Here is a 25,303-nt window from a genome sequence, read left to right as displayed (position 1 = left end):
GGGTGTTGCATGGGTCAAAATCGGTTTCCGAACGGCTAGTGTTGACCCAAGACGTTCGAGCCCCCCGGGGAGGTGGGACGTGGCACGTAGCGACGAAGCGGACTCCCGCGCCGCGCGAGCGGAGAAGGAAGTCAACGATCTCTCGAGTCAGGTCGCGTTTCTGCAAGAGGAACTCGCTCTGGTCCGGCGGAAGTTGACGGAGAGCCCCCGACACCTCCGGCAGCTCGAGGAACGGCTCGCGGCAACGCAGGCGCAGCTGGCCCGAGTGACCGAGAACAACGAGCGGCTCGTGGCGACCCTCAAGGAAGCCCGGGCCCAGATCGTCACTCTCAAGGAAGAGATTGACCGGCTGGCCCAGCCGCCCAGCGGCTACGGCGTGTTCCTGTCGGCCCACGAGGACGGCACGGTGGACGTGTTCACCGGTGGCCGCAAACTGCGGGTGGCGGTCTCGCCGTCGCTCGCCACCGACGAGCTCCAGCGGGGCCAGGAGGTCCTGCTGAACGACGCTCTCAACGTCGTCGACGCGTTCGGCTTCGAGCGCACCGGCGAGGTGGTGCTGCTCAAGGAGGTCCTGGACAACCCGTCGGGTGGTCCGGCCGACCGGGCGCTGGTGGTGTCGCACGCCGACGAGGAACGCATCGTGTTCCTCGCCGACTCGCTCGAGATCACCAAGCTGCGCGCGGGCGACTCGCTGATGATCGAGCCGCGCTCGGCGTACGCCTATGAGCGGATCCCGAAGAGCGAGGTCGAGGAGCTCGTCCTGGAGGAGGTCCCCGACGTCGACTACGGCGACATCGGTGGCCTGCACTCGCAGATCGAGCAGATCCGCGACGCGGTGGAGCTGCCGTTCCTGCACGCCGACCTGTTCCGGGAGCACCAGCTGCGCCCGCCCAAGGGGATCCTGCTCTACGGCCCGCCCGGCTGTGGCAAGACCCTGATCGCCAAGGCGGTGGCCAACTCGCTGGCCAAGAAGATCGCCGAGCGGCGGGGCGAGGAGAAGCACACCAGCTACTTCCTCAACATCAAGGGCCCGGAGCTGCTGAACAAGTACGTGGGTGAGACCGAGCGGCACATCCGCCTGGTCTTCCAGCGTGCCCGGGAGAAGGCCGGCGAGGGCACCCCGGTGATCGTGTTCTTCGACGAGATGGACTCGATCTTCCGGACCCGTGGCTCGGGTGTCTCCAGCGACGTGGAGAACACGATCGTTCCCCAGCTGCTCAGCGAGATCGACGGTGTCGAGGGCCTGGAGAACGTGATCGTCATCGGCGCCTCCAACCGGGAAGACATGATCGACCCGGCGATCCTGCGGCCCGGCCGTCTCGACGTGAAGATCAAGATCGAGCGCCCGGACGCGGAGGCGGCGAAGGACATCTTCGCCAAGTACATCCTGGCCGACCTGCCGCTCAGCTCGGACGACCTGACCGAGCACGGCGGCAACCGGGACGCCACGGTGGCCGCGATGATCGAGGCCGTCGTCCTGCGGATGTACACGGAGACGGAGGAGAACCGCTTCCTGGAGGTCACCTACGCCAACGGTGACAAGGAGGTCCTGTACTTCAAGGACTTCAACTCCGGCGCGATGATCCAGAACATCGTCGACCGTGGCAAGAAGATGGCGATCAAGGAGTTCCTCACCTCCGGCAAGAAGGGGCTCCGGCTGCAGCACCTGCTCGACAGCTGCGTCGACGAGTTCCGGGAGAACGAGGACCTGCCGAACACCACCAACCCCGACGACTGGGCCCGGATCTCCGGCAAGAAGGGCGAGCGGATCGTCTACATCCGTACCCTCGTCTCCGGCGGCAAGGGCGCCGAGGCCGGCCGGTCCATCGAGACCGCCACCAACACCGGTCAGTACCTGTAACCAGCACGTGCGGTTGACGGGGCCGGAGGGTTTCCCTCCGGCCCCGTCCTCGTTCAACCCCGTATGACCCGCCTAGCCTGGCTCGACGCGCTTCGCGGCTGGGCCGCGGTCACCGTGGCCGTCTTCCATCTCAGCCCGGCGGTGCTCGGCGGCGACCGCCACCTGAGCCTCTACCACGCCTTCGATCTGGGCCGGTACGGCGTCCTGCTGTTCTTCCTGGTCAGCGGCTACGTCATCCCGATGTCCCTGGAACGGCACGGCTCGCTGCGGCGCTTCTGGACCGGCCGTCTCCTGCGGATCTATCCCGCCTACCTGGTCGCCGCGGTGGTGGCGCTCGCCCTGGGCGCGGCCGGGCTGCTGCGGATGCCCGCCCAGTTGACCACCGAGACCGTCGCCAGCGTCGCCGGGCACGTCACCATGCTCCAGGACCTGCTGGGCGTCCAGGGTGTGCTGCGGCCGTTCTGGACGCTCTCCTACGAGATGGTCTTCTACCTGCTGACCGCAGGGCTGTTCGCCTGGGGACGGCACCGCTGGAGCGCGTGGTGGGCGGCCGGGCTCACCGCGGTCGCCGCCGTGGTGGCGCTGCCGGACGACCTGCTCGGCGGGACCGTGGGGCAGCGCCGGATCACCGCCGTGGCGGTCCTGGTGCTCCTGATCGGCGTCGTCACGGCGTACCTCACCGGGTCGAAGGCCGTGTCGTTCGTGGCCGCCGCCGGAGGTCTCGGCGCGGCCGCCCTCCCGCTGGTGAACGGCTCGGCCACCGGGGAGGTGACCGGCGCGTCCTCGGCCCAGGCCACGCAGATGCTCGCGGTGATGTTCGCCGGCACCGTGCTCCACCGGGTGCGGCACCGGCAGATCGGCCGGCTGCCGGCCGCGGTGGCCCTGACCGTCGTCCTGGCCGGCGCCGCGGTCCATCTGGGACCGGCGGTCGTCCTCGCGGTCGCCGTCACCTTCGGCGTCGGCTACGCGCTCAGCGAACGGCGCCCGCCGGCCGTGCTGGTGTGGTTCGGCGAGGTCAGCTATTCGCTCTATCTGCTCCATATCCCGGTCCTCGCGGTGGCCGTCCACGTCTCCGACCGGCCGCCGATCATCGCGCTGCTGTTCACGGCGGGCGCTCTCGGCGCGGCCTGGGCAGGTCACCGGTATGTGGAGCGGCCGGCCCAGGCGCTCGCCCGCCGGCTCCCGGTGATCAACATCGCCACGCAAGGTACCGACGCGCGCACTGGCAGCTTCGGAAAGCGCCGTGAGAGCGTCTAGGCTCGATGCATGAGCAGGCTTGGCTTCGTGGCGGACAGGGTGGTCGCATGAGCGTTCGACGGATTATGGGCACCGAGGTGGAGTACGGAATCTCGGTGCCCGGTCAGCCCGGCGCCAATCCGATGGTCACGTCGTCCCAGGTGGTCAACGCCTACGGCGCCCGCCCAGAGCTCAACCGCAACGGCCGCGCGCGCTGGGACTACGAGGAGGAGTCCCCGCTGCGTGACGCGCGGGGCTTCACCTACTCCGGCGCCGCCTACGACCCGGCGGAGGCCCTGGCCGACGAGGATCTCGGCCTGGCCAACGTGATACTGACCAACGGCGCGCGGCTCTACGTGGATCACGCCCACCCGGAGTACAGCACCCCCGAGGTGACCAACCCGCTCGACATCGTGAAGTGGGACAAGGCGGGCGAGCGGGTGATGGCCGAGGCGTCGCGGCGGGCCGCCACCATCCCGGGCGCCCACCGGATCCAGCTCTACAAGAACAACACCGACAACAAGGGCGCGTCGTACGGCGCCCACGAGAACTACCTGATGCGCCGGCAGACCGCGTTCGCCGACATCGTCGCTCACCTCACCCCGTTCTTCGTGACCCGGCAGATCTACTGTGGCGCCGGGCGCGTCGGCATCGGGCAGGACGGCAGCGGCTCCGGCTTCCAGATCTCCTCCCGCGCCGACTTCTTCGAGGTCGAGGTGGGTCTGGAGACCACCCTGAAGCGGCCGATCATCAACACCCGGGACGAGCCGCACGCCGACGCCGACAAGTACCGCCGGCTGCACGTGATCATCGGCGACGCCAATCTCTCCGAGATCGCCACCTACCTCAAGGTCGGCACCACCGCCCTGGTGCTGAACATGATCGAGGAGAAGGTGTTCACCGGCGAGCTGGGCATCGCCGACCCGGTCTCCGAGCTCAAGGCGGTCAGCCACGACCCGGCGCTGGGGCACCTGATGCGGCTGCGCGACGGCCGCCGCCTCACCGCGCTGGACCTCCAGTGGGCCTACTACGAGCGTGCCCGCCAGTTCGTCGACGACCGCTACGGCCAGAATGCCGACGAGCAGACCCTCGACGTCCTGGACCGCTGGGAGGACGTGCTGGACAAGCTGGGCCGCGACCCGATGCAGCTGTCCGACAGCCTGGACTGGGTGGCCAAGCTGCGGCTGCTGGAGGGCTACCGGGAGCGGGAGAACCTCGGCTGGTCCTCGCCCAAGCTCCAGCTCGTCGACCTGCAGTATTCGGACGTGCGCCCGGAGAAGGGCCTCTACCACCGCCTGGTGGCCCGCGGGTCGATGAAGACCCTGCTGGACCCCGATGACACGCAGCGCGCGATGTACGAGCCGCCGGAGGACACCCGGGCCTACTTCCGGGGTCGCTGCCTGGCGCAGTACGCCTCCGAGGTGGTCGCCGCCAGCTGGGACTCGGTCATCTTCGACGTCGGCCGGGAATCGTTGGTGCGAGTGCCGATGATGGAGCCGGAGCGGGGCACCAAGAAGCACGTCGGCCAGCTCTTCGACACGTGCGAGAGCGCCAAGGATCTGCTCGAGGTGATCACGAGCCGGTAATAAAACACCCGTTTCGGCGGACCTTTTCGTCATAGGCGCGAGGTAGGTTTTTCCCAACCCGATGGTGCAGGACTTCGGGCGGCTTCAGAAGGGGGCATCCATGGCAACCCGAGACACAGGTGGTCAGTCGCAGAGCGGGAAGGGCCGCAGCGACCAGGAGATCGAGGACGTCACCGTCGAGGCCAGTCCCGAGGTCGCCGAGCGGCATGCGGAGATCACCGAGGACGTCGACGATCTGCTGGACGAGATCGACTCCGTCCTGGAGGAGAACGCCGAAGAGTTCGTGAGGGGATACGTCCAAAAAGGTGGTCAGTGACCGTCTTGTCCGTTTGTAAGTGACCGGACGCCGCCGTTTCGGCGGCGTCCGGCATTTCCTCAAGACATGTCGATGGCGTTGATCGCAACCACTCGCTTCGGCGGGATATTGTGCGTCAACTGCACGTACCTGAAAGGAACCTCGTGGCGACGGGCTTTGATCCATCCGGGCGTCTACCGGATTTCTTCACCAGCACTTCGACGTCCTCCTTCACGCAGTTCCTGAGCCAGGCCGCCCCGGAGCTGCTACCGGGCCGGCGGCCGCTTCCCCCGGGCCTGTCCGCGGACATCGCGCCGCACGGCACCACGATCGTCGCGATCGCGACGGCCGACGGTGTGGTGATGGCCGGCGACCGCCGGGCGACCATGGGCAATCTCATCGCCAGCCGGGACATCAAGAAGGTCCACCCGGCCGACGCCTACTCGCTGATCGGCATCGCCGGGACGGCCGGCATCGGCATCGAGCTGATCCGCCTGTTCCAGGTGGAGCTCGAGCACTACGAGAAGATCGAGGGCACCATGCTCTCGCTCGACGGTAAGGCGAACCGTCTGGCGGCCATGGTGCGCGGCAACCTCGGCGCGGCGATGCAGGGCCTGGCCGTGGTGCCGCTCTTCGCGGGCTTCGACCTGTCCCCGTCCGACCCGGCGCGGGCCGGGCGGATCTTCAGCTTCGACGTGGCCGGCGGCCTCTACGAGGAGACCGGCTACGAGGCGATCGGCTCCGGCTCGCTGTTCGCGAAATCGGCGCTGAAGAAGCGCTACCGGGCCGGGCTGAGCACCGCCGACGCGATCAACCTGGCGGTCGAGGCGCTGTACGACGCGGCCGACGACGACACCGCGACCGGCGGGCCGGACGTGACCCGCAAGATCTACCCGGTGGTGATGACCGCGACGGCGTCCGGCACCCACCGCCTCAGCGACGAAGAGATCACCACGGTGGCCGAGCGGGTCGTCGCGGGCCGTGTGGAGAACCCGGGCGGCTGACCCGCGCTTTCGAGAAAGAGGAGGTAGCCACCCGTGGCAATGCAGTTCTACGCGTCGCCCGAGCAGGTTCAGCGGGACCGCTCGGAGTACGCCCGCAAGGGCATCGCCCGCGGCCGGTCGGCCGTGGTGCTCACCTACGAGGGCGGCATCCTGCTGGTCGCCGAGAACATCACCACCCTGCGCAAGATCAGCGAGATCTACGACAAGATCGCGTTCGCCGCGGTGGGGCGGTACAACGAGTTCGAGGCGCTGCGGCGGGGTGGCGTCCGGATGGCCGACATGGTCGGTCTGAGCTACGACCGGCGTGACGTGACGGCGCGGGCGCTTGCCAACACGTACACGCAGACCCTCGGCGCCATCTTCTCCGAGACGCAGAAGCCGTACGAGGTGGAGATCTGCGTGGCGCAGGTCGGCGCCTCGCCGGAAGCCGACGAGCTGTACCGGATCACCTACGACGGCTCGGTCATGGACGAGCCCGGCTTCATGGCGATGGGCGGCCAGGCCGAGGCGATCGGCAACGTGCTGCGCGAGCGGCACGACGCGACGGCCGAGCTGACCGTGGCCCTGGCCCTGGCCGCCGAGGCGCTCGGCAGCGTCGGTGGGGAGAACGGCCAGGCCCGCACACTGACGCCGAAGCAGCTCGAGGTGGCGGTCCTGGACCGGCGGCGGCCGGGCCGGGCGTTCCGGCGGATCACCGGGGCGGCGCTGACCACCCTGCTCGGGCACGAGTCGGTGCCGGAGGCGGAGCTGGGCGACGTCGACGCGGCCCCGCCCGCGCCGGCCGAGGGCAAGCCGACCGAGTCGGCCGCGTCGGAGGACACCGAGAAGTAGCCGTTCCGTCGCACGATCGCGGGGCGTGGTCACCTGGACCACGCCCCGCTGTCACGGAAAGGGTCGGTTGTGGGTGCCGCAGAACCGGTCCTCACCGGTAGTGTTTCGTCATGGAACGGCGAATTTTCGGCCTCGAGACCGAGTACGGAGTCACGTGCACCTATCGGGGGCAGCGGCGGCTGTCTCCGGACGAGGTGGCCCGCTACCTGTTCCGCCGAGTGGTGTCCTGGGGACGCAGCAGCAACGTGTTCCTCCGTAACGGCGCACGCCTCTACCTCGATGTCGGTTCCCACCCTGAGTACGCGACCCCCGAATGCGACTCCGTCACCGACCTGGTCGCCCACGACCGGGCCGGCGAGCGGATCCTCGAAGGCCTGCTCGTCGACGCGGAGAAGCGTCTGCACGACGAGGGCATCGCGGGCGAGATCTACCTCTTCAAGAACAACACCGACTCCGCCGGCAACTCGTACGGCTGCCATGAGAACTATCTGGTCAGCCGACACGGCGAGTTCGGCCGGCTGGCCGACGTGCTCATCCCGTTCCTGGTGACCCGCCAGCTCATCTGCGGCGCCGGCAAGGTGCTCCAGACCCCGCGTGGCGCGGTGTTCTGCCTCTCCCAGCGCGCCGAGCACATCTGGGAGGGCGTCTCCAGCGCCACCACCCGGTCCCGGCCGATCATCAACACCCGCGACGAGCCGCACGCGGACGCCGAACGCTACCGCCGCCTCCACGTCATCGTCGGCGACTCGAACATGAACGAGGTCACCACGCTGCTCAAGGTGGGCAGCGCCGACATCGTGCTGCGCATGATCGAGGCCGGCGTGGTGATGCGCGACCTGACCCTGGAGAACCCGATCCGGGCCATCCGCGAGGTCAGCCACGACATCACCGGCCGCCGCAAGATCCGCCTGGCGAACAACAAGGAGGTCTCCGCGCTGGAGATCCAGCAGGAGTACCTCGCGAAGGCCACCGAATTCGTCGAGCGCCGCGGCGGCGACCCGGTCGCCAAGCGGGTCGTCGAGCTGTGGGGCCGCGTCCTCAGCGCGATCGAGAGCGGCGACCTCGACCCGGTCTCCCGCGAGATCGACTGGGTCTCCAAGTACAAGCTGATCGAGCGCTACCAGGCCAAACACGAGATCCCGATGTCGCACCCGCGGATCGCACAGCTCGACCTCGCCTACCACGACGTGCGCCGGGGCCGCGGCCTCTACGCGCTCATGGAGAAACGCAAGCAGGTCGACCGGATCGCCAACGACCTGCAGATCTTCGAGGCCAAGGAGACGCCCCCGCAGACCACGCGGGCGCGCCTGCGCGGCGAGTTCATCAAGCACGCCCAGGAGAAGCGGCGCGACTTCACCGTCGACTGGGTGCACCTCAAGCTCAACGACCAGGCGCAGCGCACGGTCCTCTGCAAGGACCCGTTCCGCGCCTACGACGAGCGGGTGGAGCGACTGATCGCCAGCATGTGACGCGGTGGAATAGGCTGGCCGGGCCATGACGACGCCCGGCCGGCCCGAACCACCCGAGCGCTCGGAGCGCGAAGTCCGCTTCCAGCGCGCCGAACGCCGCCGCGAGAAGATCTACCGCGACATCCAGCGCGATCGCGCCGGCAACCACCGCATCCCCACGTGGGTGCTGGCCACCCTGCTGGCCCTGATTCTGGCCGGCTGGGCCTGTCTGATCATCACTTCCTGACGCCCTCCGCCGCGATGCCGAGATCAAGGCTGTCGCTCCCGGGAAACCCCCTTCAAGAACTTCGGGTCGTAGCGGGGTGGTGGGTGCGGACCGTCGCTCCCGCCGAGGGCCCGGCGCGTCTCGCTGGCCGCTGGCGCGTCCAAACCGCGATCCCCACCGTGCGACGTGCGTGAGCGGTTGCGCCCAACCCCAACCCCTCACCCGTCACCCCGGATGGCTGCTGGTCCTTTGCGGCTGGTCACCAGTGCTGACCCTGCTGGTCGATCGGTCCGCTGTCCGTTCCCCCCGGCTCGTTTGCGCCGCCCAGCGCACACGTAACGGTTCCCGTGGTCGCCCGCCCGCGTCATAGCGGCAGGCCGGGCACACGGACGGCGCGACGTGAGCGCCCGCCGGACCGGACAGCGCGAGCGGCGGATGGCAGTGGGGCAATCGACCAGCAGGGTCAGTGCTGTCTCAGCCCGGTCGAGACCGCACCGGCAGCCAGCTGTGCGATTGCGGCTGGTTGTGGGTGCTGTCTCGGCGCGCTCGAGACAACGCTGGCGACCAGCTGGACAAGATCGACTGCGGCTTGGGGCGAGGCCGGGTCGGACATGGGGCCGGGTGGTGTCAGTAGTCGTCTTCGTCGTCGGTGGGTAGGGGGTAGCGGGCGGCCAAGGCTTGGGCCTCGTCGCTGCGGTCGGTTCGGGCCAGATGCAGGACCAGGACGGTGCGGACCTTGCGAAGGTGCTCCTCGTCGAGGGTGGCGGCCACCTCGTCGATGATCTCGGCGGCCAGGTCGACCGACTCCGGCAGGTCGTGATGGGCCCAGGCGAACGCCGCTTTGGCCTGCAGCGTGCGTGGGCCGGTCGGGCCGAGGATGCGTTCGTGGTCGGCGACGATCTCGCGGTCGAGGCGCAACTCGTCGTCGGGGCGGCCGGTCCAGCGGTGGGCCCAGGCGTGGTGTTGCCGGGCGTCGAGGGTGCCGGGGTGAATCTCGCCCAGTCTCGCGGCACGGTCGGCGGCGACCCGGCCCCAGGCGGCACGGACCTCCTCCCGCAGGGCGAGAGCCTCGTCGCGACGGTCGCGCGAATCGCACTCGTGGGCCAGCCTCAGGCGCCGGAACTGGGTCTCCGGATCGTCCGGGCCCAGGGTCCGCTCGGCCTCCGCGACCGCCCGCTGCCAGCCGGGGAGGAGCCGCGCCTCGGTGGCCGCCGACTCGGTGAACCGGCCGGCGGTCCCGTAGACGTAGCCGAGATTCAGTAGGACGGCCAGGGTGTCCGGATGGTCCGGGCCGAGCACACGCTCACGGTCGGCCGCCACGTCCTCCAGCAGGCGGACGGCCTCGGGCAGCGCCTCCGGGCCGGGCTCGACGGCGCAGATGTGCGTGTGCAGACGGGACAGGGCGGCCTCGTGGCGGGCGGTGAACGTGTCCGGGTGCTCCGGGCCGAGAACCCGTGCCCGGTCCCGCGCGACGGCGGCCAGCTCGGCGTAGGCGTCGTCGTCCCGGCCACGCTCCCGGAAGCCCAGCCCCAGCGCGAGACGGGCGTCCAGTGTGCGTGGGTCGTCGGGCCCGAACGAGCGCACGGCGTCGCTGACCGCGGCGTGCAGCCGATCGAGAAGCGCGGGGGGCATGGGGCCTCCTGTCCGTCAGGCCCTCGGACGGTGGTGGACCAGAACGGGACGTCTGATTGGCATGTGCGGAGGCTAGCGGCCGCGTATGACACTTCGCGCCGCCGTACCGGAAGAGGTGGTGAGCGGAGGCAGACGGCTGGGACGGGCCGGGACGCGCGGGGTGACCGACCGCCCGCGCTGCCGGCGGCGAAGCCGCGACGACGGGAATGGTGAGGCGCGGCCTGGCACACGGCGCCGCGGGGCGTCGACGTGATCGCCGCCGGCGCCGACGAGGGACGCCGGGCGACCGGTCAGGCCAGCAACGACGCGGCGTGACGGCCCGCGGCAGCGGCGGCCAGGAAGTAGCCGTGGTCCTGGTCCAGCTTGCGGCCCATCGTGGAGAGCGGGACCGGGGCGGCCCGCAGCGCCGCGTCCAGACCGCCGGTGGCGACGCGGACCAGGCGGTGCCGCCCGCTCAGCGGGGCGAGCGCGGCGTCGACCAGCGCGGCCAGTCCGGGCTCCAGGCCGTCCGGCACCGGCAGGTCGGCGGGGACGAGCGCGACCTTCCCGTACGCCGTGAGGGTGTGATGCGACACGCCACGGTGCCGCTCGCGACCGTCGCCGTCGGAGATCCGCAGTGAGCCGACCGGCCGTCCGCCCAGCACCGCGACCGCGTTGATCGCCTCGCCCAGGGCCACCCCGGAGAACCCCCAGGTGGTGCCGGTGCCCAGGTTGCCCGGCCCCTGGGCGACGATGGTCACGTCGGCGTGCAGCACGTGCCGGGCGGCGAGCAGCCCGGTGTGCACGGTGCTCGCCTCCAGGTCGCCGCCGAACGCCTGCCCCGTGGTGACCGTCCCGGCCAGATGGCCGCGCAGCCCGTCGAGGGTGCGGGAGAACCAGGCCGGCAGCGCCCCGCCGTCGGTCATCAGGTAGGCCACCCGGGCGTTCGGCCGGTCGGCGTGGACCCCGGCCAGGATCGCCGGCAGCGCCGAGTGCAGGTCGGCGGTGACCACCGGCATCCCGTCGATCGACTCGGCGGCGGCCAGCGCCTCCCGGTACGGTGACGCCTCCTCGTCCACGCCGAGCCGGATCGCCTGCAACGGGGTGTACCGGGCCTTCACGAGGTGCCCGTCGTCGCGGGTGCCGCCGTTGCCGGCCGGATCCGCGGGCAGCCGGTCGGGAAGGGCGACGACCAGCGCGTACCCCCCGGTGCCGAGGCCCATCACCAGCGCGCCGACGTTGAGCAGCACCCGGTCGCCGGGCTCCGGGCTGCCGACCAGATCGGGGTAGGCGAGGGCGCGCACCGGGCCGTCCCCGGTGCTGACCTCCAGCTCGACGGCCCCGTGCCAGCTGCGCCGCACCGCCTGGACCGTCCCGGACCGCCATCGCACCATGCGGCGAACCCTACAAGGTTCCGGGGGCAGTGACGCCTGACAGTCCCGCGACCGGGTGCTGCTAGCGTTGCCACTCGTGTCGCGCACTCGTACCGAGCGCCTGGTGAATCTGGTCATCTGCCTCCTGTCGACGCGGCGGTTCCTGACCGCCGCGCAGATCGCCCTGACCGTGCCCGGTTACGAGCACGACCCGTCGGACCCACGTGACCACGAGGCGTTCCAGCGCAAGTTCGAACGGGACAAGGCCGAGCTGCGTGAGCTGGGCGTCCCCCTGGAGACCGGTACGGCGAGCATCTTCGACCAGGAGCCCGGCTACCGGATCGCCCAGCGTGAGTACGCGCTGCCCGACATCCTTCTGGAACCGGACGAGGCGGCCGCCGTCGGCATCGCGGCCCGCCTGTGGCAGCACGCCGGTCTGGCCGCCGCGGCGTCGTCCGGGCTGGCCAAGCTGCGGGCCGCCGGCGTCGAGGTGGATCCGCAGGCCACCCTCGGCGTGGAGCCGGTGGTGACCGTCGACCCGTCGTTCGGGCCGCTCACCTCGGCCGCCCGGGAGCGCCGCGCGGTCACCTTCAAGTACCGGGTGCCCGAGGTCGACGAGCCCAGCTCACGCCGCCTGGAGCCGTGGGGCGTGGTCTGCTGGCGCGGCCGGTGGTACGTGGTGGGCCACGACCGCGACCGGGCCGCCACCCGCTGCTTCCGCCTGTCCCGCATCGTCGGCGAGGTCAAGGCCACCGGCCGCCCGGGCGCCTTCGAGCCGCCCGTCGGCGCGGACCTGATCAGCCACGTGGCCCGCTCGACCGGGCCGATCGCGCGCAACGGCCGGGCCACCGTGACCGTCCGCCCCGGCCGGGCCGCCGGGCTGCGCCGGATGGCCACCGAGGTGACCCCGGGACCGGACGGCGACCGGCTGACCATCAGTTACGGGGACGTGGACTGGCTGGCCTCGCGAATCGCCGGGTACGGCCCGGACGCCCGCGCCGACGGCCCGCCCGAGCTGCGCGACGCCGTCATCCAGCACCTGAAGGAAATGATCACCCGGCACGAGACCCCGGCGGTGCCGGCATGAGCGCGCGGACCCCTTCCGCGGACCGGCTCGGGCGGCTGCTGAACCTGGTGCCGTACCTGCTGGCCCGGCCCGGAATCCTGATCTCCGAGGCGGCCGCCGACCTGGACGTCACCGACAAGCAGCTCCGCGAGGACCTGGAGCTGCTCTGGGTGTGCGGACTGCCCGGCTACGGCCCCGGTGACCTGATCGACATGGCGATCGACGGCGACCACGTGACGATCAGCCACGACGCCGGCATGGACAAGCCGCTGCGGCTCAACCCGGACGAGGCCCTCGCCCTGGTGGTGGCGCTGCGGATGCTCGCCGAGACGCCCGGCATCGGCACCCGGGACGCGATCGAGCGGGCCCTCGCCAAGATCGAGAACGCGGCCGGTGACCTGGCGGACGCCCCGGTGGCCGTCAAACTGCCGGCGAACCAGGAGCGGCTCGCCAAGGTCCGGGCCGCGGTCGCCTCCGGCAACGCGCTGCGGCTCACCTACTACACCCCGTCGCGGGACGAGACCACCGACCGGGTGGTCGACCCGATGCGGATGCTGATGGTCGGCGGCTTCAACTACCTGGAGGCATGGTGCCGCCGGGCCGAGGCGACCCGGCTGTTCCGGATCGACCGGATCGACGCGTTCACCGAACTGGACGAGCCGTCCGCGCCGCCGGTCGGCGCGGTGCCGCACGACGTCACCGGCGGCGTCTTCCACCCCGGCCCGGAGCTGCCGCTGGTCACCCTGCGGGTGGGCCGCGGCGGGCGCTGGATCACCGAGTACTACCCGGTCGAGCAGGTCGTCCGGGAGGGCCCGGAGTGGCTGGTCACGATGCGGGTCACCGACCTCGGCTGGGCTCAGCGGTTCCTGGCCGGCCAGGGCCGCGACGTCACCGTGGTGGGCCCGCCCGAGCTGCTGGAACGGATCCGCGCCCAGGCCGCGACCGCCCTCGACCAGTACGCCGCGCCGCACGGCCTCGCGGCGGACCGTCCGGCGGCCGGATAGGGTGGCCGCGTGCTGATGTGGGTCTGGATCGCCGTGGTGGCGGTCGCGCTGGTGGTCCTGGTCGTCGCCGGGACGAGACTGCTCGGGCGGCTGAGGGTCCTGGAGCGCGCGGCCCGGCGGCTGCGGCATCGCCAGGAGCAGGCGCTCGCCCTCCAGGCCAAGGCCGAGGTGATGCAGGAGACGATGCTCGCCGTGCAGGAGCGGGCCGAGCGGGCGCAGGAGACGGTGGAGCAGATCAAAGCCGGTCTCGGCCGCCGGTAGACCGTTCCCGGCCTGTTGTCCGGACCTTCCGAAGATCATAAGAAACCGGAAGGATCCGGAGGGCAACATCCCGGGGATCCACACGTACGATGGACCCCGCAACCTGATCCGACCGACTGGAGTCTCCCATGGGCGCCCTCAAGCCATGGCACATCATTGTTCTCGTTGTTGTGCTTGTCCTGCTCTTCGGCGCGAAGCGACTGCCGGACGCGGCGCGGTCCCTCGGCCGTTCGCTGCGGATCATCAAGGCGGAGACCAAGGGCCTCGTCGACGACGACAACAGCGTCGCGGAGAAGGCGGAGCCGCAGCACAGCCGCACCCCGCTCCAGGGCGAGGTGCAGCAGCCGTACCAGCAGCAGGGCTACCAGCAGCCGCAGCAGCCGCCCGCCCAGCCGTACGTGGACCCGGTGCAGCGCACCAACGACCGCTGACCCGGGCCGATGGCACTGAGCCTTCGGAAGAACACGGGACCCAGTAAGTTCCAGCAGGCCGCCGACGGCTCCATGACGCTCATCGAGCACGTCCGCGAGCTGCGAAACCGGCTGTTCTACGCGTCCGTCGGCATCGTGGTCGGCCTGATCGTCGGTTTCATCCTCTCCGATTGGGCCTTCGACCTGCTGGCAGCTCCCTACTGCGGGCTCGACTCGTCGTGGACGCTGGGGGAAGTCGGCCAGGGCAAATGCAACTTCCTCACGCTGGGTGCGACCGACCAGCTGGTCCTGAAGTTGAAGATCGCGCTCTGGCTCGGCCTGATCATCGGCGCGCCCGTCTGGCTCTATCAGCTGTGGGCGTTCATCGCGCCCGGCCTGCACCGGCACGAGCGCAAATGGGCGTACGTGTTCGTCGCGATCGCCGCGCCCCTGTTCATCGGCGGCGCGACGCTGGCCTACTTCGTGGTGCAGCACAGCCTCGAATTCATCATGACGGCCGGCGTCATCGGTGAGACGACGCAGCTGGAGATCACGGCGTACACCGGCTTCATCACCAGCATGATCATGATCTTCGGCGCGGCGTTCGAGTTCCCGCTGGTCCTGCTGATGCTGAACTTCACCGGCGTGGTCAGTGCCCGGCGGCTGCTCAGCTGGTGGCGGACCGTGGTCTTCCTGTCGTTCGCGTTCGCCGCGATCGCCACCCCCGACCCCGGTCCGTTCGGCATGACGCTGCTGGCCGCCTGCCTGTCGCTGCTGTACTTCATCGCCGTCGGCGTGGCGTTCCTCAACGACAAGCGCAAGGGCCGCGGCAAGGAGATCTACGCCGGGCTCGACGACGACGCGATCTCCGTGCTGGAGGAGGAGCGGGTGCCGATCGGTGCCTCCGACCCGGTCGAGACGCCGGCCCCGGTGGAGAAGCCGATGCCGATCGAGCGCCGGTTCGACGACATGACCTAGTCTCGCCCGGTCGCCGCCGCGGGTATAACGTTCGCGACTGTGACGAGCGACTTCATCGCGGTGCTGGCCAACCCCTCGGCGGGGCGTGGCCGGCACCGCGGTCTGCTTCCGGGAGTGTTGGAGGCCCTCGGGACTGCCGGGCACACGGTGCGGCTCCTGGACGCCGCCAGCAGTGCCGAGGCCGAGCTGGCCTGCCACCGGGCGGTCGCCGACGGGGCCGCCGCGGTGGTCGCGGTCGGTGGCGACGGCACGGTCCACCGGGCGCTCCAGGCGGTCGCCGGGCGGGAGGCCGGCTTCGGGGTGGTGCCGGCCGGGACGGGCAACGACTTCGCGAGCGCGGTGGGCGTACCCCATGATCCGCTGAAGGCCGCGGAGGCGATCGCCGAGGCCCTCCGTGAGCAGCGGGACCACCGGTTCGATCTGGCCCGGACCTCCGACGCCCGGGGTGAGCGGCGATGGTTCTGCGCGGTTCTGGCCGGCGGATTCGACGCGCTGGTCAACGAGCGCGCCAACCGGATGCGCAGGCCCTCCGGACCGCGCCGTTACGACCTGGCGATCCTGCTGGAGCTGGCCCGGCTGCGGGCCCGCGACTACACGGTGCGCACCGACGGCGCCGTGCACCATCTGCGGGGCGAGATCGTGGCGGTGGGCAACTGTCCCAGCTACGGCGGCGGCCTGCGGATCGTGCCGGACGCCGACCCGGCGGACGGCCTGCTCGACGTCATCTTCGCGACCACGCTGGGGCGCGCGGCCATCACGCGGCTGAAGCCGCGCCTGCGCAACGGCACCCACGTCACCGATCCGCGGATCACCGTGCTGCGGGCGCGCGAGGTGCGGATCGAGGCGGAGGGCATCATCGGGTACGCCGACGGCGAGCGTCTCGGCCCCCTGCCGGTCGAGGTGAGCTGTGTGCCGGGTGCGGTCCGGTTGCTCCGCTGACCACGGGGTCAGATCTCGGTGGGCGCGCCGAACCGTAAGGCATGACGAACTCGATCGGCAGCAGTGTCCCCTCGGTGACCACCCGCGCGGCCTCCCTGTTCGGGGGCGCCAAGGAGGCGCTCAGGGCGATCGCCGACGCGGCGGTCAGCCCGCAGGACGAGGCGCCGGCCGCGGAGGCGGCGAAGAAGGGCCGCCAGGGGACCGTCCTGGACCGTTACGCCTGACCGGCCAGCGCCAGCGCCAGCACCGCTGACAGCCCGTTGGGCCGGCCCGGGTCGGCGGCGGGCAGCACCAGCGTGGCCAGCCCCGCATCGACGGCGCCCGCGTCGGCCGGGGTGTCGCCGACCATGAGCGCGCGCTCCGGGTCGACGCCGAGCAGGCCGCACGCCCGGTAGAAGATCATCGGGTCGGGTTTGATCCGCCCGATCTCGTAACTCAGCGCGTAACCGTCGACGAACCCGTCCAGCCCCCAGGCGGCGAACAGCGGCCGGATGTCGAAGGCGATGTTGCTGACCACCGCCACCTTCACCCCGGCCTCGTGGAGTTTGCGCAGCGTCGGCTCGGTTTCCGGGTACGGCAGCCAGCCCTCCGGCAGCAGCAGCCGCTCGTAGAGGGCGTCCGCCAGCCCCGCCACGTCAGTGTGGACGGTCGCGGCCAGACCGGTGTAGGCGGCGCGGTGACTGTGCGGGTACAGGTCGCGGTCGGCCCAGTGCTCGGCCAGGTGCGGCGGCACGCGGTGCGGCAGCGGCCCGCCGGCCCGCCCGGCGGTCGTCAGACGGTCGGCCAGAACCGTCGCCCTGCCCCGGTCCAGTGCGGTCCCGCAGGCGGCGGCCGCGGCGATCACCCAGGTCAGCGGATCCTCCACCTGGGCGAGTGTGCCGTGGAAGTCGAAGAGCACGGCCTCGACGGGCCGCACCGGACGGTTTGGAGGATTCGAGGCAAGCGGCACGCCGTGCACCTTACCGAGCGGTCCCGGCGGACCTTGCGGCCCTATACCGTGCTGCGAATTGTCGTACGCACGAACTAGCCTTGGGTCATGACTAGTCCCGCCGAGAAATACGCGGCATCCAGACGGCGGGCGGCGCGGGTCGCCACCTATCCGGCCCTCGAGGATTTCATGCTCGACGTCGGCTTCGACCTGGACGACTTCCAGCGCGAGGCCTGCCAGGTGCTGGAGCGTGGCAGCGGGGTCCTGGTCTGCGCTCCGACCGGCGCGGGCAAGACCGTGGTCGGCGAGTTCGCGGTGCACCTGGCCCTGCGCTCGGGGGAGCGCAAGTGCTTCTACACCACGCCGATCAAGGCGCTGTCCAATCAGAAATACCACGATCTCGTGGCCCGCTACGGCGCCGACAAGGTCGGCCTGCTGACCGGCGACAACGCGATCAACGGCGACGCCCCGGTGGTGGTGATGACCACCGAGGTGCTGCGCAACATGCTCTACTCCGGCTCCGACCAGCTGCGCAATCTGGCCTATGTGGTGATGGACGAGGTGCACTACCTCGCCGACCGGTTCCGGGGCGCTGTCTGGGAAGAGGTGATCATCCACCTCCCGGTGTCGGTCACCCTGGTCTCGCTGTCCGCGACGGTCAGCAACTACGAGGAGTTCGCCGACTGGCTGGTCACCGTCCGGGGGCAGACCGAGGTGGTGGTCAGCGAGCACCGGCCCGTGCCGCTCTGGCAGCACATGCTGGTCGGCCGGCGGATGTTCGACCTGTTCCACGACGCCGACGCGGCCCGCAAGCACGACGTGCATCCCGAGCTGCTGCGCTACACCCGGGAGATGGACCGCCGGCTCGAGTTCACCGACCGGGCGAGCAGCGGCTGGCGGGGCGGGCGCGGCAAGCGCTGGCAGCCACCGCCCCGGGCCGAGGTGGTCGAGCGCCTGGATCGGGGCGGCCTGCTGCCGGCGATCCTGTTCATCTTCAGCCGGGCCGGCTGTGACGCGGCGGTCAAGCAGTGCCTCGACGCCGGGCTGCGGCTCACCGAGCCGGAGGAGCGGGCCGAGATCCGCCGGATCGTGTCGGCCAAGGTGGCCGCCATCCCGTCCGAGGACCTGTCGGTCCTGGGCTACTGGGAGTGGCTCGACGGCCTGGAGCGCGGCGTCGCCGCCCACCACGCCGGCATGCTTCCCGCCTTCAAGGAGGCGGTCGAGGAATGCTTCGTCAAGGGCCTGGTCAAGGCGGTGTTCGCCACCGAGACGCTGGCGCTGGGCATCAACATGCCGGCCCGCTGCGTGGTGCTGGAGCGCCTGGTCAAGTTCAACGGCGAGGCGCACGTCGACCTCACCCCCGGGGAGTACACGCAGTTGACCGGCCGGGCCGGGCGCCGCGGCATCGACGTCGAGGGCCACGCCGTGGTGCTGTGGAACCCCGAGGTGGACCCGCGGCACGTGGCCGGGCTCGCCTCCACGCGGACCTATCCGTTGCGGTCGTCGTTCCGGCCGTCGTACAACATGGCGGTCAACCTGGTCGGCTCGGTCGGCGCGGAGAAGTCCCGGGAGCTGCTGGAGTCGTCGTTCGCCCAGTTCCAGGCGGACCGGTCGGTGGTCGGCCTGGCCCGGCAGGTGCAGCGCAACGTCGAGACCATGGAGACGTATTCCGAGGACGCCGCCTGCCACCACGGCGACTTCGACGAGTATTTCGGGATCCGGGTGGCCATCGCCGACCGGGAGAAGTCGCTGTCGCGCCAGGGCGTCCAGCAGCGCCGGTCGGCGGCCGTCGACTCACTGGAGCGGCTGCGGACCGGTGACGTGATCCGGGTGCCGCAGGGCCGCCGGGCCGGGCTGGCCGTGGTCCTCGAGCCGGCGACCGGTGGGTTCGGGGAGCCCCGGCCGCTGGTGCTCACCCAGGACCGGTGGGCCGGCCGGGTCAGCCCCGGCGACTTCGGCGGGCAGGTCGAGGTGCTGGCCCGGGTGCGGGTGCCGAAGAACTTCAACCACCGCTCGCCGGGCGCCCGCCGGGATCTGGCCGCCCAGGTCAGCGCCACCGGGCTGGACCGGCATCCGGACCGTCGCCGGGCCGGGCGCGGCCGCGCCAACCCGGGGGAGGACGCGGAGATCGCCCTGCTCAAGGTGAGGATGCGGCAGCACCCCTGCCACGCCTGCCCGGAGCGGGAGGACCACGCCCGCTGGGCCGAGCGGCGGCACCGTCTGCACCGCGACACCGAGACGTTGCGGGCCAAGGTGTCCGGGCGCACTGGCTCGCTCGCCCGGACGTTCGACCAGGTCTGCGCCGTCCTGACCGCCCGCGGCTACCTCTCCTCCGACGGCGAGGTGACCGAGGCCGGCCGGATGCTCGGCCGAATCTGGTCGGAGGCCGACCTGCTGGTCGCCGAGTGCCTGCGCCAGGACGTGTGGGAGGGGCTGGCGCCCGACGAACTGGCCGCCGCTGTGTCGATGGTGCTCTACGAGTCCCGCCGTGAGGGCGAGGACCGCGCCTCGGTGCCGAAGGGCCCGGTCAGCGGCGCCGTCGACGCCTGCGCCAAGCTGTGGGGCGAGATCGCGGCCGACGAGTCGGAGCACGGGCTGTCGCTGACCCGCGAGCCCGACGCCGGCTTCGTCTGGCCGATGTACCGCTGGGCCCGGGGTGAGCCGCTGGCCCGGGTGCTGGCCAGCGGCCACTACGACGCCGACATGCCGGCCGGCGATTTCGTCCGGTGGGCCCGCCAGGTGCTCGACCTGCTCGGCCAGGTGAAGGACGCGTCCACCGCCTCGCCGAGCGTGCGGGAGACGGCCCGCAAGGCGATCAGCGCGGTCAATCGGGGGGTGCTGGCTCTGCAGAGCGCCCTGTAGATCGTGGCGGATGGTGAATCACCGTTGACGGTATCTCCCGGATAATCCAAGAATTGCGGCGGCGGCATCGATGTTGCTGATTTCCGGGAGAAGAGGGTATGAGCGCGGGCTCACCGCACCTGATCGGGTGGTCCGGTGATGCGGTGGCGGATTCGGTGCTGGCCGTCATCGACGCGGACACCGCGGTCATCGAGCTGTCCGTGTGGGGTGGCTGGGACCGGCGACGGTCGGTGCAGGCCCGTACCGTGCTGGACAAATGCCTGGCCGAGCACCCGACCGGGGTGATCGTGGACCTGCACCGGCTGCGTGACCCGCATGCGGTGAGCGCGCCACTGTGGCTGACCGCGTGCGCCCAGGGGGCCGCCCTGCAACCGCCGGTCGCGGTCGCCGTCTGCGTGCCGGCGAACGCGCCGGTGGCCCGGCGGCTGCGGCGTCTCGGCGCCCGGGACTGGCTGGTGCTGTACGCGACAGTTTCGCAGGCCCGGGCCGCGCTGGCCGGCCGGAACGCGCTGCCGGACCGGCTGCACCTGGCCCTGCCCCCGGACCCGGCGGCCGCGATGCAGGCCCGGTCCCTGGTCTCCGACGCCTGCGCCGGCTGGGGCCTGGGCCACCTGTGCGAGCGGGCCCGCCTGGTGATCTCCGAGCTGGTGGTGAACGCGGCCGAGCACGCCGGCACCGACATCGAGGTGGTGGTGTCGTCGCGCGGCTCCGGGCCGGCGGCCGCGGTGCACCTGGCCGTCTACGACGGTGACCTGGTGCTGCCCCGGGTCTGTGATCCGGTGCCCGGCCCGCTCGGTCCGTCGCTGGTCGACCGGGGCCTGGGGCTGCGGATCGTCGGGTCGGCGGCGTCGGCGTGGGGCGCCCTGCCGGCACGCGGCGGCAAGCTGGTCTGGGCGATCATCCGGTCCCGCCCGGAGGCGCCGTCGTGACCGGGACGCGGATCGCCGGCAGCCGGCAGGGCGACCGCCTGCTGATCACCCTCCAGGGCAGCCTGGACGCCATGTCGGTGGAGGCGTTGCAGACCCAGCTCTACGACCTGACCCGGGTGCACGACCTGATCGGTTTCGGCGACCCGGTCCGGCAGATCCACATCGACGTGGCCGGGGTGGACTTCTGCGACGCGGCCGGGTTGCGGATGCTGGTGGCGGCCCGGCGGGTGGCGGAGGCCCGGCAGGCGACCTGCCACCTGCACGATCCGCAGCCGCACCTGCGATGGCTGCTGCGCGCCACCCGGGCCGCCGACCTCTTCGACATGTGACCGCGGCCGCTACTTCTTGTCGTAGTAGAAGTCCCAGGCCTCGCCGTAGTTGGACGGCTTCTTCACCCCGGACGGCTTGCCGTGGCCGCTGAGCCGGGTGGTCATCTTCAGTGCGCCGTCGCTGTCGCTCAGCGTCACGCCGATGGAGGTGACCCAGCCGGCCGCGTCGGTGGTCGCGGTGAACTGGGCGTTGCCGCCGAACCAGACCGAGATGGCCGGGGTGCCGACCGGCAGGAAGCCGTCGTTGAACTTGTCGCCCTCGATGTCGAGGGTGCCGGCGAACGCGTTCGGCCCGGTGCTGCGGACCTGGTCGACCGACGAGGTGAACCGGGACAGGCCGGTCGGGTCGGTCATGTCGAACCAGTACAGCGAGTCCTTCTTGATCCGCTTCAGGTCGAGGTGCACCCAGGTCTCGTTGCTCTTCTCCCGCGAGTACAGGTCGGTGCCGACCACGATCCGCTGGGCCTGGTCGGCCTCCTTGCCGGTGATCTTGTACTTGACGCTGAGGCGCTTCGCCTTCGGGTCGAACGCCCCGGAGCCGGCGACCTTCTGCTTGTCCGGCACGTCACCGGTCACGCTGAACCGGTAGGTGCTCTTACGAGACTTCTCCAGCGCGGCGAGCAGCTGATCGCGGGCCGGGGCCGCGGACGGGCTCGGCGCGGCGGCGGCCGACGTGGACTCGGTGCCCGGCGTGGACGCGGGCGCGGACGCCCGCTTGACGGCCGGGGTGGTGCACCCGGCGGCGAGCGCGACGGTGGCGAGAGCGAGCAGGGCAGGGCGAGATGGCGACATGTTGATTCCCCCATGGATCGACGCATCCAAAACCCTATGTGATCGCGCAACCGGTATAGACGCAGGCAGAGGCGGGTGCGGCCAAGGTCACGCCGGGCGCCTAGGTGTAGAGACCGTCCAAACGCGACCGGTAGCGCTCCTCGGCCTTCCGGCGGCGCAGCTTCATCGACGGGGTGAGCAGGCCGCTCTCCACGTCGAGGTGCTCGTCGAGGATCAGGAACCGCTTGACCGTCTCCCACGGGTTGAGACCGGCGTTCAGGCGCTCGACGCAGGCCGCGACCTCGGCCTCCACCTCGGGCGTACGGGTGACCTCCGGATCCAGGTCGATCAGCGCGGTGATGTACTTCCGGCCGTCGCCGTGGATCAGGATCTGGCTCGCCATCGGGCAGATCGCCTTGAACCTCGCCTCGATCGCCTGCGGGGCCACGTACTTGCCGTTCGACGTCTTGATCAGGTCCTTCTTGCGGTCGGTGATCCGCAGCGAGCCGCTCTCGGTGATCTCACCGATGTCGCCGGTGTGCAGCCAGCCGTCCACCAGGGTCTCGCCGGAGTCCAGCCCGTGGTAGCCGCTCATGATGCCGGGGCCGCGCAGCAGGACCTCCCCGTCCTCGGCGATCCGTATGTCGGTGCCGGGCAGCGGGCGGCCCACGGTGCCGTAATCCGGGGCCTCGGGACGGTTGAAGACCGTGGTGGCGCAGGTTTCGGTCATTCCGTACCCCTCGGCGATCGGCAGGCCGACGGCGCCGAACCAGGCCGCGATGTCCGGGGAGAGAGCGGCGGCGCCGGAGATGAAGAACCGCATCCGCCCGCCGAACCGGGCCCGAACCTTCGACAGCACCAGCCGGTCGGCCAGCACGTTGCGGTGCCCGGCCTTGATCGCCCAGGCGAACAGGCGGCCCTTGAGGCCACCGCCGACCGACGCGCCGACCCCGGCGTACACCTTCTCGAAGATCCGCGGCACGGCCGGCATGATGGTCGGCCGCACCTCGGCGAGCCGCTGGACGATCCGGCTCACGTCGCCGTCCACGGCGAACTCGAAGCCCACCGACAGCTGGCAGGACAGCAGCGCCTTGCCGAAGGCGTGCGACAGCGGCAGCCACAGGTAGCCGACGTCGTCGGTCCGCAGGAAGCCCATCGCCTGGATCGCCAGGCCCTGGTAGACCCAAGCGCCGTGGGTGATCCGCACACCCTTGGGCAGGCCGGTGGTGCCGGAGGTGTAGATCAGCGTGGCCAGGTCGTCCGGACGGACCGCGTCCGTGGTCCGTCGCACCAGCTCCGGATCGGCGTCCAGCGCCTCCCGGCCGGCGGCCCGCAGCTCGCCGAGGCCGTCCATCCGGAACACCCGCTCCACGTGCGGGCCGACCTTCGCCTCCTGGGCGGCGTCCGCCACGAACGCGAACCGGCTGCCCGAGTCGGTGAGGATGTGCGCCACCTCCTCCGCCGACGACGACGGGTAGACGGTGGTGGTGGCGCCGCCCGCGCACATCACCCCGAAGTCCGCCTCGATCCACTCGACGGACGTGCCGGACGCGATCGCCACCCGGTCCTCCGGGCGCAGGCCGAGCGTGATCAGTCCCGCCGCGATCTCCCGGACCGCTGACGCGGTCTCCGCCCAGGTCTGCGCGATCCACCCACCCTCGCTGCCGGGTCGCCGATAGGCCACTTCATCGGGGGTACGGGCGGCGCGCCGCAGGAACATCGCACCGAACGACGACGGACTGTCCCGCCGTAGATCGTCGAGGCGGGCCAGCTCGACCGCGGGGGCGGCACAGATCGTCACACTCTCTCCTCTGCTGGGCTCTGCACCATCCGGCACAGCCAGGTGGACAGTTCCGGGACCAGGGCCGACAGGTCGGGCACGGGTTCGGCGTCGAGGGCGTCCGACGCGATCTGCCGCAGCGCGTAGATCGCGCCGACATAGGCGCTCAGCGGGGTGTCCCCGATCGTGCCGGGGAACCGCTGTTCCCGCAGCTCGCGGATGAACCCGGCCAGGTGGGTGAGCGCGGCGCGCCGCCGGTCGCGGGCCGCCCGGCTCAGCGCGTCCATCTCCACCCCGAACGCGCGGGCCGCCACCAGGTCGCTCTCGCACGTGCCCAGGTAGGCGGCCACGAACTCGCGCACGCAACCGGGCCAGTCCTCGCCCCGGTTCGCCGCCACCGTCAGCCGGGCCAGGAACACCGCGATGAACCGGTCGTAGGCGGCGTGCACGCAGGCGTCCTTGTCGGCGAAGCACTCGTAGAACGCCGCCCTCGACACCGCGGCCCGGGCGCAGATCTCGCGCACCCCGAAGCCCCGGTAGCCCCCGGCCGCCAGCAGCTCGGTGGCGGCGATCATCATCCGCTCCCGCTGGGCGGCCACCACCTGCTCACGGGCCAGCACGTGCCGGCCCCGGGGCAGGCCGGCCGGCACGGTGAAGATCACTCCGTCGGTGATCCGGTCCATCTGAGTACGCATTGTTACTTCAAGATTCCCATGACGTTCTCGTGACACGGGACAACCCCTCGGGGTGCCGCGGGCAGGATGGGTGCGTGGCTGATGATCTGAGACTCGCCCAGGACGCCGCCCTCGCGGGTGCGGCCGAAGGCCTCCGGCAATTCGCGGCCCTCGCCGGGCTGCCGCGTGAGGTCAAGACCGACGGGTCGGTGGTGACCGCCGCCGACCGGGCCGTCGAGACCCGGATCCGGGAGGTCCTCGCCGTCGCCCGGCCGGGGGACGCGGTCCTCGGCGAGGAGCACGGCGAGACCGCCGGCACCGAGGGCCGCCGCTGGATCATCGACCCGATCGACGGCACCCACCTCTTCGTCGAGGGCGACGACCGGTGGCTCGTGCTGATCGCCCTCGAGGAGCGGGGCGAGATCAGCGTCGGCGTCGCGGCGGTCCCGGCCCAGGGGCGGATCTGGTGGGCCGAACGCGGCGGCGGCGCCTGGGAGGGCCGGATCCAGGACGGCCGGATCCTCGGCGAACACCGGATCCGGGTCGTCGGCGCCGGGCCGGTGGAGCTGGCCGGGAGCCGGCTCGGCGTGGTGCCGGACTGGGGACGCGACACGGTCGCGCCTCTCATCGAGGCGGCCGACGAGCGTGGGTGGGCGGTGCAGCCCGCGCTCCTGGTGGCCCGGGGTGAACTGGATCTGGCGGTGCAGACCGGCGGCCAGATCTGGGACTTCGCGGCCACCTCGCTGATCGTGACCGAGGCCGGCGGCGATTACCGGGGCCTGGACGGGCGGACCCGGCCGGGGCCGGGGGCGGCACTGTATTCCCGGAGTGCGGAATTGGTTGATAAAGCCTTGAAGGTGCTCAACGCTCGCTAGCGTGATGATCCGGACGGATCTTCATC

The 25,303-nt window shown here is 71.2% G+C and carries 25 protein-coding genes; 19 read left to right on the top strand and 6 right to left on the bottom strand.

All coding sequences use genetic code 11. The features are described 5' to 3' along the window. Window positions 1-79 precede the first annotated feature (79 nt). From arc to KZ829_RS17280, 8 genes are all read left to right on the top strand, one after another. Window positions 80-1,861 carry a proteasome ATPase gene (gene arc / locus KZ829_RS17315; protein ID WP_183219206.1) on the top strand — a complete coding sequence of 594 codons (1,782 nt, stop codon included), beginning with the start codon at window positions 80-82 and terminating at the stop codon, window positions 1,859-1,861. Between the two features lie 63 nt (window positions 1,862-1,924). Further along, window positions 1,925-3,118 (top strand): acyltransferase family protein, encoded by a 1,194-nt coding sequence (locus tag KZ829_RS17310; protein WP_220144925.1) that lies wholly within the window; start codon window positions 1,925-1,927, stop codon window positions 3,116-3,118. 47 nt (window positions 3,119-3,165) lie between these two features. Further along, entirely contained in the window at window positions 3,166-4,683 is a 1,518-nt protein-coding gene (gene dop / locus KZ829_RS17305; RefSeq protein ID WP_372453876.1) for a depupylase/deamidase Dop, read from the top strand. Between the two features lie 100 nt (window positions 4,684-4,783). Then, window positions 4,784-4,999 carry a ubiquitin-like protein Pup gene (locus KZ829_RS17300; RefSeq protein ID WP_109588753.1) on the top strand — a complete coding sequence of 72 codons (216 nt, stop codon included), beginning with the start codon at window positions 4,784-4,786 and terminating at the stop codon, window positions 4,997-4,999. Between the two features lie 143 nt (window positions 5,000-5,142). Beyond that, window positions 5,143-5,982, top strand: a complete 840-nt coding sequence (prcB, locus tag KZ829_RS17295; RefSeq protein WP_220144924.1) for a proteasome subunit beta — start codon at window positions 5,143-5,145, stop codon at window positions 5,980-5,982. Between the two features lie 33 nt (window positions 5,983-6,015). Beyond that, a complete protein-coding gene (prcA, locus tag KZ829_RS17290) occupies window positions 6,016-6,813 on the top strand; it encodes a proteasome subunit alpha (protein ID WP_220144923.1) in 798 nt (265 codons plus the stop codon). A 110-nt stretch (window positions 6,814-6,923) separates the two neighbouring features. Further along, window positions 6,924-8,282 (top strand): Pup--protein ligase, encoded by a 1,359-nt coding sequence (pafA, locus tag KZ829_RS17285; protein ID WP_183219198.1) that lies wholly within the window; start codon window positions 6,924-6,926, stop codon window positions 8,280-8,282. 25 nt (window positions 8,283-8,307) lie between these two features. Further along, the gene (locus KZ829_RS17280) at window positions 8,308-8,508 is read left to right on the top strand and encodes a hypothetical protein (RefSeq protein ID WP_220144922.1); all 201 of its coding nucleotides are present in this window, start codon (window positions 8,308-8,310) and stop codon (window positions 8,506-8,508) included. Window positions 8,509-9,114: 606 nt separating this feature from the next. On the opposite strand, the gene KZ829_RS17275 is transcribed toward KZ829_RS17280, so the two are convergent. Next, window positions 9,115-10,119, bottom strand: coding sequence for a tetratricopeptide repeat protein (locus KZ829_RS17275; RefSeq protein ID WP_220144921.1), 1,005 nt, complete (start codon window positions 10,117-10,119; stop codon window positions 9,115-9,117). A 290-nt stretch (window positions 10,120-10,409) separates the two neighbouring features. Beyond that, complete coding sequence (locus tag KZ829_RS17270) at window positions 10,410-11,492, bottom strand: DUF3866 family protein (RefSeq protein ID WP_220144920.1); 1,083 nt, start codon at window positions 11,490-11,492, stop codon at window positions 10,410-10,412. A 76-nt stretch (window positions 11,493-11,568) separates the two neighbouring features. Between KZ829_RS17270 and KZ829_RS17265 the strand changes: the two genes are divergently transcribed. From KZ829_RS17265 to KZ829_RS17235, 7 genes are all read left to right on the top strand, one after another. Beyond that, complete coding sequence (locus KZ829_RS17265; protein ID WP_220144919.1) at window positions 11,569-12,558, top strand: helix-turn-helix transcriptional regulator; 990 nt, start codon at window positions 11,569-11,571, stop codon at window positions 12,556-12,558. Further along, window positions 12,555-13,541 carry a helix-turn-helix transcriptional regulator gene (locus KZ829_RS17260; RefSeq protein ID WP_220144918.1) on the top strand — a complete coding sequence of 329 codons (987 nt, stop codon included), beginning with the start codon at window positions 12,555-12,557 and terminating at the stop codon, window positions 13,539-13,541. The genes KZ829_RS17265 and KZ829_RS17260 overlap by 4 nt, the downstream gene beginning before the upstream one ends. 15 nt (window positions 13,542-13,556) lie before the next feature. Next, complete coding sequence (locus KZ829_RS17255) at window positions 13,557-13,802, top strand: hypothetical protein (protein WP_220145011.1); 246 nt, start codon at window positions 13,557-13,559, stop codon at window positions 13,800-13,802. Window positions 13,803-13,930: 128 nt separating this feature from the next. After that, window positions 13,931-14,233: a Sec-independent protein translocase subunit TatA gene (gene tatA / locus KZ829_RS17250; protein WP_220144917.1), complete on the top strand. Its 303-nt coding sequence runs from the start codon at window positions 13,931-13,933 to the stop codon at window positions 14,231-14,233. A gap of 9 nt (window positions 14,234-14,242) precedes the next feature. Beyond that, on the top strand, window positions 14,243-15,190 hold the full coding sequence (gene tatC, locus KZ829_RS17245) for a twin-arginine translocase subunit TatC (RefSeq protein ID WP_183219185.1): 948 nt from the start codon (window positions 14,243-14,245) through the stop codon (window positions 15,188-15,190). A gap of 39 nt (window positions 15,191-15,229) precedes the next feature. Then, the gene (locus KZ829_RS17240) at window positions 15,230-16,129 is read left to right on the top strand and encodes a diacylglycerol kinase family protein (RefSeq protein WP_220144916.1); all 900 of its coding nucleotides are present in this window, start codon (window positions 15,230-15,232) and stop codon (window positions 16,127-16,129) included. 41 nt (window positions 16,130-16,170) lie between these two features. Then, complete coding sequence (locus tag KZ829_RS17235) at window positions 16,171-16,353, top strand: hypothetical protein (protein WP_183219179.1); 183 nt, start codon at window positions 16,171-16,173, stop codon at window positions 16,351-16,353. Here the strand turns inward: KZ829_RS17235 and KZ829_RS17230 are convergent. After that, on the bottom strand, window positions 16,344-17,087 hold the full coding sequence (locus KZ829_RS17230) for an HAD family hydrolase (protein ID WP_308285530.1): 744 nt from the start codon (window positions 17,085-17,087) through the stop codon (window positions 16,344-16,346). The genes KZ829_RS17235 and KZ829_RS17230 overlap by 10 nt on opposite strands. Before the next feature lie 78 nt (window positions 17,088-17,165). On the opposite strand from KZ829_RS17230, the gene KZ829_RS17225 reads away from it, so the two are divergent. The 3 genes from KZ829_RS17225 (at window position 17,166) to KZ829_RS17215 (ending at window position 21,177) form a co-directional block, all read left to right on the top strand. Further along, entirely contained in the window at window positions 17,166-19,919 is a 2,754-nt protein-coding gene (locus KZ829_RS17225; RefSeq protein ID WP_220144915.1) for a DEAD/DEAH box helicase, read from the top strand. A 98-nt stretch (window positions 19,920-20,017) separates the two neighbouring features. Then, window positions 20,018-20,848 carry an ATP-binding protein gene (locus tag KZ829_RS17220; RefSeq protein WP_220144914.1) on the top strand — a complete coding sequence of 277 codons (831 nt, stop codon included), beginning with the start codon at window positions 20,018-20,020 and terminating at the stop codon, window positions 20,846-20,848. Next, window positions 20,845-21,177 (top strand): STAS domain-containing protein, encoded by a 333-nt coding sequence (locus KZ829_RS17215; protein ID WP_183219173.1) that lies wholly within the window; start codon window positions 20,845-20,847, stop codon window positions 21,175-21,177. The genes KZ829_RS17220 and KZ829_RS17215 overlap by 4 nt, the downstream gene beginning before the upstream one ends. Window positions 21,178-21,186: 9 nt before the next feature. On the opposite strand, the gene KZ829_RS17210 is transcribed toward KZ829_RS17215, so the two are convergent. The 3 genes from KZ829_RS17210 to KZ829_RS17200 form a co-directional block, all read right to left on the bottom strand. Next, window positions 21,187-21,969 carry a hypothetical protein gene (locus tag KZ829_RS17210; RefSeq protein ID WP_220144913.1) on the bottom strand — a complete coding sequence of 261 codons (783 nt, stop codon included), beginning with the start codon at window positions 21,967-21,969 and terminating at the stop codon, window positions 21,187-21,189. Window positions 21,970-22,069: 100 nt separating this feature from the next. Then, the gene (locus KZ829_RS17205) at window positions 22,070-23,749 is read right to left on the bottom strand and encodes an AMP-dependent synthetase/ligase (protein WP_308285529.1); all 1,680 of its coding nucleotides are present in this window, start codon (window positions 23,747-23,749) and stop codon (window positions 22,070-22,072) included. Continuing rightward, entirely contained in the window at window positions 23,746-24,423 is a 678-nt protein-coding gene (locus tag KZ829_RS17200) for a TetR/AcrR family transcriptional regulator (RefSeq protein ID WP_246635753.1), read from the bottom strand. Before KZ829_RS17200 ends, KZ829_RS17205 begins: the two co-directional genes overlap by 4 nt. Window positions 24,424-24,497: 74 nt before the next feature. Here KZ829_RS17200 and KZ829_RS17195 point away from each other — a divergent pair, with 74 nt between their 5' ends. Next, window positions 24,498-25,277: an inositol monophosphatase family protein gene (locus KZ829_RS17195; RefSeq protein WP_220144912.1), complete on the top strand. Its 780-nt coding sequence runs from the start codon at window positions 24,498-24,500 to the stop codon at window positions 25,275-25,277. The last annotated feature ends 26 nt before the right edge of the window (window positions 25,278-25,303 follow it).

Origin of the sequence: Actinoplanes hulinensis, assembly GCF_019429605.1 — a bacterium.
GTDB lineage: Bacteria > Actinomycetota > Actinomycetes > Mycobacteriales > Micromonosporaceae > Actinoplanes > Actinoplanes campanulatus.
Note: the sequence above shows the minus strand (reverse complement) of the source record. Positions and strands in the feature narration are given on the sequence as shown.

Coding starts and splice junctions, on each gene's coding strand:
- KZ829_RS17310 (WP_220144925.1), top strand. CDS start 1,925: ATGACCCGCCTAGCCTGGCTCGACGCGCTTCGCGGCTGGGCCGCGGTC.
- dop (WP_372453876.1), top strand. CDS start 3,166: ATGAGCGTTCGACGGATTATGGGCACCGAGGTGGAGTACGGAATCTCG.
- KZ829_RS17300 (WP_109588753.1), top strand. CDS start 4,784: ATGGCAACCCGAGACACAGGTGGTCAGTCGCAGAGCGGGAAGGGCCGC.
- pafA (WP_183219198.1), top strand. CDS start 6,924: ATGGAACGGCGAATTTTCGGCCTCGAGACCGAGTACGGAGTCACGTGC.
- KZ829_RS17280 (WP_220144922.1), top strand. CDS start 8,308: ATGACGACGCCCGGCCGGCCCGAACCACCCGAGCGCTCGGAGCGCGAA.
- KZ829_RS17275 (WP_220144921.1), bottom strand. CDS start 10,119: ATGCCCCCCGCGCTTCTCGATCGGCTGCACGCCGCGGTCAGCGACGCC.
- KZ829_RS17270 (WP_220144920.1), bottom strand. CDS start 11,492: ATGGTGCGATGGCGGTCCGGGACGGTCCAGGCGGTGCGGCGCAGCTGG.
- KZ829_RS17260 (WP_220144918.1), top strand. CDS start 12,555: ATGAGCGCGCGGACCCCTTCCGCGGACCGGCTCGGGCGGCTGCTGAAC.
- KZ829_RS17255 (WP_220145011.1), top strand. CDS start 13,557: ATGTGGGTCTGGATCGCCGTGGTGGCGGTCGCGCTGGTGGTCCTGGTC.
- tatA (WP_220144917.1), top strand. CDS start 13,931: ATGGGCGCCCTCAAGCCATGGCACATCATTGTTCTCGTTGTTGTGCTT.
- tatC (WP_183219185.1), top strand. CDS start 14,243: ATGGCACTGAGCCTTCGGAAGAACACGGGACCCAGTAAGTTCCAGCAG.
- KZ829_RS17235 (WP_183219179.1), top strand. CDS start 16,171: ATGACGAACTCGATCGGCAGCAGTGTCCCCTCGGTGACCACCCGCGCG.
- KZ829_RS17225 (WP_220144915.1), top strand. CDS start 17,166: ATGACTAGTCCCGCCGAGAAATACGCGGCATCCAGACGGCGGGCGGCG.
- KZ829_RS17220 (WP_220144914.1), top strand. CDS start 20,018: ATGAGCGCGGGCTCACCGCACCTGATCGGGTGGTCCGGTGATGCGGTG.
- KZ829_RS17210 (WP_220144913.1), bottom strand. CDS start 21,969: ATGTCGCCATCTCGCCCTGCCCTGCTCGCTCTCGCCACCGTCGCGCTC.
- KZ829_RS17200 (WP_246635753.1), bottom strand. CDS start 24,423: ATGCGTACTCAGATGGACCGGATCACCGACGGAGTGATCTTCACCGTG.